Below are 7105 nucleotides of genomic sequence, written 5' to 3' on the forward strand. Positions count from 1 at the left end.
AGAAACCATAGTCACGATGGAAACCACGCCAACAATGCACTAACAATCAAAGAGGACCAGTCAGATCAGGCCAGCCAGGCCAATGAAATCCAACGCCAGATGCTGGAGGCTGCAGCTCGCCGCCCTCGCAATCGCGACGAACTGGTTGACCGGCAGGCGTCCAAGTTCCGCATTCCTTGCAACCCAGCCGAATGGCTGTTATTTATTGAATATGGTTACCGCTGGCGACAAGTCGGCATCGCATCGTCATTCTTTTCGTTACATCTGCGCTCAGGGGCGAAGAGGCGGCAAGGTGCTTTCGCCACAGATAGAACAAATCACATAAGTCTGTTATGTAAGGAAGCCGTCGCGTGGGACCCGTAGTAAGAATTGGCGTTTTGGCTCAATCAGAGCTCCCGAAGCAGCTAGAGCCTCTAATAGAGGCTATATTTCGAGAACAATTTGGGAAACTGAACGCAATTGTTGGCGCAGAAAAACTGACCTTGGTTGGCTCAATCGAGGGAAGATTTGAAGAAATGGCATGTATTGCCGCAATCGAGGAAGGGCTGAATCTCGAACTCGCGCCTCTTGGTCAATCTCCAGAACTTTCTGAAACGGAGGCTATGATCAAATATAAGATTCATGCAATTTTGGCAAAGCAGCCTAGAGCAACAGAACTAGTTAGCAGCGTTCCTGATGCTGATCTGATTAGACTTTGTGACATAATGGTGTTCGCGTTTGACAAATCTAACCTGGCTCAAAGATCAAAATTTGAAGAGATTCGAGATGAATTTCTTGCGAGTAAATTACTCCATGCGAGCTTAGAGAAGCTTTTAATTGAAGTAAATTGCCCAGAGCACTGGAGCCCAGATGCTGATGGAGAGACTTATTTCGAGTATATCACTAGCGCTTCGGATCGGCTTGACATTTGTTCCGAAATTGAAATTCCTGAAAGATTGATGCAGCAGTGGGCTAATGCAATACCCACCAAATCTCAATAAGGGCAAGTTTTAAGGTTTGAAAAATCAGCGGCAATTGAACCTGATCACCTATCCCCTAACTTCTGCGAGCTATGGAGTTCGCAATAATGGAAAGAAGAAGGCCAAGAGTAAAATAACCCAAGACCACTTCGCTAATTACAAGAATTTCCCCGTAAACGTTCTCAGCAGTTACGTCGCCATATCCCAGCGTCGTGTATGTAACCAACGAGACGTAGAAGGGAGTAAACCAGCTTTGCGCGGAGTTGGAATAATCCATCATTCCCCACCCCAGCCACATATCAAACGAATAAATGATCCCGTACAGCGTTGCGAGAAATAGCGCGTAAGCTCCCACCTTCAGAAGGCTGCGGCCGTGATCAAATAGTCCCCAAGCCTTGAACAAAATTTGCTCAACGGACTTCGCAAAACCGGCAGGCATATTTGAAATAGATGCTTCCAAGGTGTCTATGTAGTCCTGATCCCTAGCGTCTCGTACAAAAAGCGCGTTGCCGTAAACAGAGTCTATGCCGCGAATTCCAAGGTAGCGGCCGCTCATATCTTTTAAATTGCCGTAGACGACGCCGGTCACATTGGCCCCTTCGACCCTTGCTGTGCAGAGTGACGCGCGCGAAATATTAGCGTTCTTCAGGCAGGTATTGCGAAGGTCGGCGTCTGTTAGGTTTGCATCACGGAGGTCAGCGCCGGTCAGATCTGCCCCGACAAAATTTGCTCCACGCAGATCCGCGCCAGAAAGATCGGCATCTGTTAAGTCGGCGTTCTGGAGGTTTGCCGCAGTGAGTGTGGCACCGGTCAGTCTGGCCTTGTATAGTCCAGCATGAGAAAGATCCGCCCCTGAAAGCTCCGCGCGATCCATCTTTGCGTGCTTCAAGTTTGCAGATGACAACCGGGCTTCGAAAAGGTCGGTGCCGGTGAGGTCAAGTCCTGAAAGGTTACGTTCCGACAGGTCCGCCTCGGAAAGGTCGGCCCCGGCGAAGACCGCCGAAGTATCAGGGTAACTTGAGAGGAAAAGTTCCCAGTCCGTCACTTCACCGTTAAGCGCCTGTAATGCCTCATCAAGCCCCGGAGCCTGTTTGCCAGCCATTTCTTTCAAGTCAAGAATCCCTCACGCTCTATCGATGAACCAACGAGAGTATTTGTTCCAAAACGCCCTCCACATCTCCGCCAGACTTTTGCACGACATCGTTCACACTGGTCTGAAGGCGCTTGCGGTCTTCGGTGTTCAGTTCCATCGCTGTAACAATAATTATTGGAGTGTTGGCTGATGGATGGTCGCTTGATCTGAGCCTTTCCAGAAACTCAAACCCGTCCATAACCGGCATCATGAGATCAAGAAGGATGAGCTCGAATTCATGCTGTTCTGTTTTGCCAAGCGCAATCTTTCCGTTCTCCGCTTCATCGACCTCCCAGCCGTCGCCTTGAAGCGTGCGCACCATGGTTTCGCGCGCAGCCGGATCGTCTTCAACGACAAGTGCTGTCTTTTGGCCGCCCGACGCATACTTTTTAACAAGGCCGGACAACTTTCCTCGATCAACAGGTTTCTGAAGAGATTCAACGGCGCCAAGCGAATAGCTCATGGCCTTGTCTCCAACCATCGAAATCATGACGACGGGAATATGTTTCAGTATATTGTCAGCCTTTAGCCTGCGGAGGACTGTCCAGCCGTCCATTCCGGGCATCATCACATCCAGCGTTATGAGGGCGGGCAAGTGTTCCGCGGCGAGCGCCAGACCTTCAGCCCCGGACTTGGCCAATATCACCGAGCAGCCGTCCGCTTCCAGGCGCTTCTTCAGAAGCTCCCGGGCCGAGGCCTCATCATCAATGACAAGGACCGTTTTTCGAGCAGATGCATCCTTGATTGACTCAGTTGAAGTCGGTGTCGCATCCTCGTCCGATGAAGAGGGCTCCGACGTTGCGCCCGAAATGGCCGCTTCCTCTTCAAGCCCTGCATGCTTCTTTTGAGTTTCCTTTGGCAAGGTGACGATAAAACTTGAACCCTGCCCAATAGTACTTTCGACGCGGATGCTGCCGCCCATCATTTCGCAGAATCTCTTCACGAGGGCGAGCCCTAGGCCGGTTCCACCATAATCGCGTGTGGTAGATTCATCCGCTTGAGAGAATTCGGAGAATATATGCTCAATCTTGTCTTCAGGGATGCCGATCCCGGTATCGATGACGGCAAACTGAATTGCAGGTTTATTTGATATGGAGCCCTCATTAGCGGAAAGAGTAATCTTTCCTTCCTTGGTGAACTTCGCCGCGTTGGAGATCAAATTGAAAAGAATCTGGCGAACTTTCGTTACATCGCCGTGCATGGAGCCTAGTTCCTGATTGACATCCAGAACGAGCTCATTGGCGTTCTTTTCGATTAGGCTGAGTGCTGTACTGGCAACGTCTTCTGCAATGTCCTTGACGGCGAAGTCTTCAAGGAACAGATCCATTTTTCCAGCTTCGATCTTGGAGAGGTCCAGCACGTCGTTGATCAGGGACAGAAGATGCTTACCAGCGTTGGTAATCTTGTTCAGATCACCGAGCATGTCTTCTAACCCGTCATCTTCAGCATCCTCCGCCAACATCTCTGAGTATCCAATGATCGCATTCATCGGTGTCCGAAGTTCATGGCTCATATTTGCAAGGAACGCGCTCTTTGCTTCATTCGCCCGTTCCGCCTGCTCGCGCGCCTGCTCGGCTTGTCGTTCCAGTTCCAAGCGTTCTGTTATGTCTTCGACGAGCCCGATATAGAAGATTTCATCTCCGACCTGGACTTCCTCAACCCGTGCCTCCAGTTTGAATACCGATCCATCTTTTCGAACGGCGTTGACGATCCGACTTTGACCAACGACCGTTGACGACGCACCTTGAACACGGCGTTCAAGATAAAGGTCGTGCTCAACGGCGACGTGTGTTTCCATCAAGATCTTGATGTTCTTTCCAAGCACGTCTGACGCGTAGTAACCAAAAATTTGTTCAGCGGCCGAACTGAATGTCTCAATTGTTCCGTTTCTGTCAATAGAAAGGATACCAATGGGACTGGCTTCAATAATCTTCGATATTCTCTGCTCGCTGAACGCGAGATCGTCTTGAATCTTCTTCAGGTTTTCGTTCTGTGCAACGAGTTCAGCTTCGTTACGCTTGATCGTTGTGATATCTGTAACGACCCCGACGAGTCCCCCTCCGCTGATTGGTGTTGTTCTGATTTCAATCGTCCGGCCTGCCGCGGTATTGAGAACAACGTTTGATGAGTGGCCTTCGGCGAGAGCTTCTAAACGAGTCCGGATTAGCTGTTCAGTATCTCCTAGCCCATAGTCACCGTTTTCTGCGTGCCAACGGATGACCTCTTCTTCTGGCTGCCCCGGCTCGACCAACCGCGTAGGCAAAGCAAGCATTTCGGCATATCGCGTATTTGCTAGGACGTAATTCATGTCGGCATCAAGCATGTAGATGCCGTTCGACATCTTCGACAACGCAAGCTGAAGCTGGGCCGAAGCCTCGTTTAGTTCGGTCGTCCGTGCAGCCACAGTTGATTCCAACATCGACTTTTGGTTTTCAACTTCCTCAAGCGAATGAACGATCGATAGGCGCAATGCCTCGAAATTCTGCGCAAGCTCGCCGATTTCATCGCTTGTCTGCACCTTGATCGGCTCATCCAATTGACCGGCAGTTAGCTTCGCTGCGCTGCCAGACAGCAATCTAAGTGGGCGCGTAAGCGAAATTGAAAAGAGATAGGACGCATAGATTGCGATGGCCAGAACTATGGAGGCGACCAAGATCAGTCGGTCGAGCAGTTGATCGGCATCGCGCAGGGCTTCTTCGCGATCGATCTCGCTCATAATCACCCAGTCTAGTCCCGACAGCTCAAGCGGGCGATAAGAGGACAGGACCTCGACATCTCGATAATCGGGAAAGATTTCTGTTCCGGTCATTCCTGAGAGAGCTGCACGCGTTCCAATCGTGTCGACCTCTTGCAGGCCGACCGAACTGTTGGTCCGTTGAATTTGTTCGATGATCGAGCTTGAAAGGCCAACCTCACCGATCAATTCGAGATACTCTTCTCGATCTTCTATCAAGAATCTCGACTGATTGCGCAAAAGCATATCGCGACCGACAAGATAGACTTCGCCGGATTCGCCCAAACCAACGTCTCCCCATGCCTCGTTGGAGGTCATGATCGCGTTGATCCCACTCAGAGGCAGTTGCACGGCAAGCACCCCGATTAGTGTTGGCCCGTCATAAATGGGCAAGGCGGCAAAAGCTGCCGGTGTGTTATATGAAGGGATATATGGTTCAAAGTCGGCAAAAATGACATCGTGCGGATTGGCGACCATAGCAGTCGTTACTGCTCGCGCAAAGCTGGTGTTTGAATGAGGACCGTCGAATAAACTTGTACCGAAATCGATTTCCCGTTCGACGGAGTACACGATGCGACCGTCGTTCGGTTCGATTAGAAATACATCGTAAAATCCGAAGCGCTCCTGAAATTCCCTCAGTGACCGGTCAAGCGTTGAAAAGGCAGATCCATATTGAGTCTCGAACTGGACTTGGTTCACTTGTTGAGGACTGATCATATATCTATTTTGAAGAAAAATCCCTAAAGGATCACCTGGCAGCAAGCTATCAATGATTGCATCGTCGGCGAGGGTTCCTGTTTCCGCCTCATACCGCTCGCGAAAGTCCTCCAGATAGAATTGAGTCAGATCATCTTGATATTCTGGCGTTACAAGTTCTTCGGATGTTTGCAGATAAACAATTCCTCGCCGAAGCTGTTGCAGATTCTCTCTCAAAGAGGTGTCCGCCGCAATAAATCTGAGCTCATTCTCGACTTGTGAGAAATAGCTTTCAATTTGCTGCGCCTTAAGTTCGCGAACAGCCGTCAGTCTTTCGAAGGCCGCACGCTTGAGGGCTTCGTTTGACGAGTATCCAGCCAGTACGGCCGCGACACAGACAGCAGCCATGGATATGACTATGCTGATGGCTGCCAACTTGGTGCCGATCGTCAATCCCAATTTCGGGGTTTGCCTTTCAGTCGTCATATCTGGGTTCCCTTCATTCGGCGGCCTCTTCATAGAGCAGGACGATTTCGTTCATCCTCGTGAGAAGTTCTTCTGCTCTCTCGTTGACATGCAGGATATCTTCTACGGACCCAACTTCTGTGATCCGCAGGGCCGTCGAGATACTCTCCCTAAGGGCCGCCCAGTCACCTTGAACTGAATTGAGACGTTCGACGATGGGCTGTGATCTTGAGTCCCGGAGCGCGCCCGGTGTCACGCGGTTCAGAATGTTCAGCGATATGTTGAACCTGTTCATGGTTCTGAAGAGCTCTTCACGGGTGTCTGGAGAGGCTAGCCCGCTGCGAGACAGGCACAGCAGCAAAACCAGTCTCTGGGTAAACATTCGTTGCCGACCCGAGATATTAATGAGCATCGCCATCTGTTCGGATAGCTCCGCGCTTTTGTAGACCCTCTCGATCAGATTTACTGCGGCATTCATTTCGACAAGCGCAGGACCGTTGAGGTCCGAAATCGCCTGCAGATGCTCTTGCTCGACGCGTCGGCGCTCGATCGCATCACGGATGGTCTGGCCATACGGGGCAAAGGCATTGTTCGCTCGTGCCAGCGCACTCAAAACCGAGGCATTGGCTTCCGGCTCAAGTCCGAGATCGTCGTCTCCGTCCCTCAACCCTGCTTCGGTTGCCTGATGCAGCGCCAGTGTCTGTGCAGCAGCCGCGAGAAGTGGGGTTGGGTCGGGGTTCTGATAGGCAAGACAGACAAACTTTCCGGCTCGCTGGATCAGCATCCGCTGGCGGCCTGACAAGTTGATTCTGCGGGGCCCATCAGAATGCCCTGCTTGCGCGAGCAGATCCGTCGGATTTACCAAAAGCAACGAGGCAAGGGCCCCCCCGCCTACGAGCAGCGCCCGGCGTTTCAAGAGCTTCTGGGAAGACCCCATTCCACCATATCCCGTGTTGTTGAAAGAGTTCTTGTTCATGGCCGTGTTCCAACGGGCGTTGATACTGAAGCTCGCAGTTCACTCTCCTGATGAATCCCGAGCTCAGAGATATTGAGCCCGGCGATCTCTTCCTCTTCACTCACCCTGAACCGGAAGACCGCGTTGCCAGCCGAGAAGACCAG

General features: G+C 51.3%; 4 protein-coding genes and 1 pseudogene. 2 read left to right on the forward strand and 3 right to left on the reverse strand.

Going from position 1 to position 7105, the window contains the following annotated elements:
- Together ACROHD_RS20555 and ACROHD_RS20560 are read left to right on the forward strand one after the other, a co-directional pair.
- Positions 1 to 363, forward strand: a pseudogene (locus ACROHD_RS20555) (hypothetical protein); the annotation flags it as partial.
- Entirely contained in the window at positions 351 to 980 is a 630-nt protein-coding gene (locus ACROHD_RS20560; RefSeq protein WP_432680317.1) for a hypothetical protein, read from the forward strand. The pseudogene ACROHD_RS20555 and the gene ACROHD_RS20560, both read left to right, overlap by 13 nt.
- Before the next feature lie 55 nt (positions 981 to 1035).
- Here ACROHD_RS20560 and ACROHD_RS20565 read toward each other — a convergent pair whose 3' ends face one another.
- Genes ACROHD_RS20565 through ACROHD_RS20575 form a run of 3 tightly spaced genes read right to left on the reverse strand, consistent with a single transcriptional unit; the run spans position 1036 to position 6962 of the window.
- Complete coding sequence (locus ACROHD_RS20565) at positions 1036 to 2061, reverse strand: pentapeptide repeat-containing protein (protein ID WP_432680318.1); 1026 nt, start codon at positions 2059 to 2061, stop codon at positions 1036 to 1038.
- A gap of 28 nt (positions 2062 to 2089) precedes the next feature.
- Positions 2090 to 6007: a response regulator gene (locus ACROHD_RS20570; RefSeq protein WP_432680319.1), complete on the reverse strand. Its 3918-nt coding sequence runs from the start codon at positions 6005 to 6007 to the stop codon at positions 2090 to 2092.
- Between the two features lie 13 nt (positions 6008 to 6020).
- Positions 6021 to 6962 (reverse strand): type IV pili methyl-accepting chemotaxis transducer N-terminal domain-containing protein, encoded by a 942-nt coding sequence (locus ACROHD_RS20575; protein ID WP_432680320.1) that lies wholly within the window; start codon positions 6960 to 6962, stop codon positions 6021 to 6023.
- Positions 6963 to 7105 lie beyond the last annotated feature (143 nt).

The sequence above is a fragment of the Nioella aestuarii genome (genome assembly GCF_050896395.1).
Lineage (GTDB): Bacteria > Pseudomonadota > Alphaproteobacteria > Rhodobacterales > Rhodobacteraceae > Nioella > Nioella aestuarii.

Coding starts and splice junctions, on each gene's coding strand:
- ACROHD_RS20565 (WP_432680318.1), bottom strand. CDS start 2,061: ATGGCTGGCAAACAGGCTCCGGGGCTTGATGAGGCATTACAGGCGCTT.
- ACROHD_RS20570 (WP_432680319.1), bottom strand. CDS start 6,007: ATGACGACTGAAAGGCAAACCCCGAAATTGGGATTGACGATCGGCACC.
- ACROHD_RS20575 (WP_432680320.1), bottom strand. CDS start 6,962: ATGAACAAGAACTCTTTCAACAACACGGGATATGGTGGAATGGGGTCT.